Here is a 1,146-nt window from a genome sequence, read left to right as displayed (position 1 = left end):
AAATTGAGCGATTTGGAAGAAAAGTGACGAGCGTAGCATGCTCGGCGGACGTTTGGATGCTGAAGGTTATTTTGCCGATGGATTCACAGCGAAAAGCAACCCAACGCGATCAAGAAACAACAAATATGTGATGATTATTCATTGCTTAACTTAAGCCAGAAAACATGGAATTTACCGTTCAATTCCAACTCGATTTAGCTGATAAAAACTCACCTTGCCTAACGCCGCATTAAGGGGCAGACAACGCTACTACCAAGTTTCCGCATAACATCGTACCCACAGAAACCAACGCATAATAAAAATGCCACGCGTTGGCTGTCCCTCTTAAATGCTTTGTTATATTCGTTACTCAACGTTAATGAACTTTGCTTCTGGGTACTTGTTTTTGCAAGCTAACCGTAATTCTTTGAAAGCTTTTTCTAAACCCACCGAAGTTTTTTCCACGTTCTCTTTGAAAACGGTCGCAGACTGGATTGCACCTTTGTATGTCCCATACGGCAATTTTTCATGAAGTTCTTCTACCGTCACTTTTCTATCGAGAAGACCTAATTCAGCCATTTCTGGTTGAAGCCTATTAATAAAGAAATCACTGCGCACTTGAAATGATTCTAATGTCGTTAAAAACCCTGTTTGCTCATTATCTAGCTCTAACAACATTGGTAACTCTTCAGGCAAGATTAATGTCAACTCATCAAAATCAACCATCGGAGAGCTGTCGAAGTTTTTCTCCACTCTCATTTTGAAAGCCAACTCATAATCGTTGTCATATCTCGATAAAACTAGCTTCATATTACCAATTGCATTCAACTGCCGCCCCAAATTAAATAGAGCCCGATTTAGCTTTGCAACTTCTACAGTTTGATTTTCAGAAATTAGGATTTCTCTTTTTTGTCGCTCGATCGATGCATTGTAGCGAAATGCAAGATAAGCACCGAGAGCAGTACTGAATGTTACAGTCACTACATTGACAAAGTAATCATAGTGCTTAGGTAGAACTTCCTCTTCAATTGCGATACCACTGAAATACCATAAATTCAGCAACGAAAGTCCAAAAAGCACTCCCATTAATTCATGTTTATATTGATTCAACTAAATTTTACCTCTAAGAATATAACGCCCGCTTAAGGGGCAGCCAACGCTACTACA

1 protein-coding gene is annotated in these 1,146 nt (G+C 39.4%); it reads right to left on the bottom strand.

Translation table 11 applies throughout. The features are described 5' to 3' along the window. Positions 1-345 precede the first annotated feature (345 nt). Positions 346-1,089, bottom strand: a complete 744-nt coding sequence (locus tag AACR75_RS18485) for a hypothetical protein (RefSeq protein WP_156117136.1) — start codon at positions 1,087-1,089, stop codon at positions 346-348. Between the last annotated feature and the right edge of the window lie 57 nt (positions 1,090-1,146).

Origin of the sequence: Vibrio sp. ZOR0018, assembly GCF_963865925.1 — a bacterium.
Taxonomy (GTDB): domain Bacteria; phylum Pseudomonadota; class Gammaproteobacteria; order Enterobacterales; family Vibrionaceae; genus Vibrio; species Vibrio anguillarum.
Note: the sequence above shows the minus strand (reverse complement) of the source record. Positions and strands in the feature narration are given on the sequence as shown.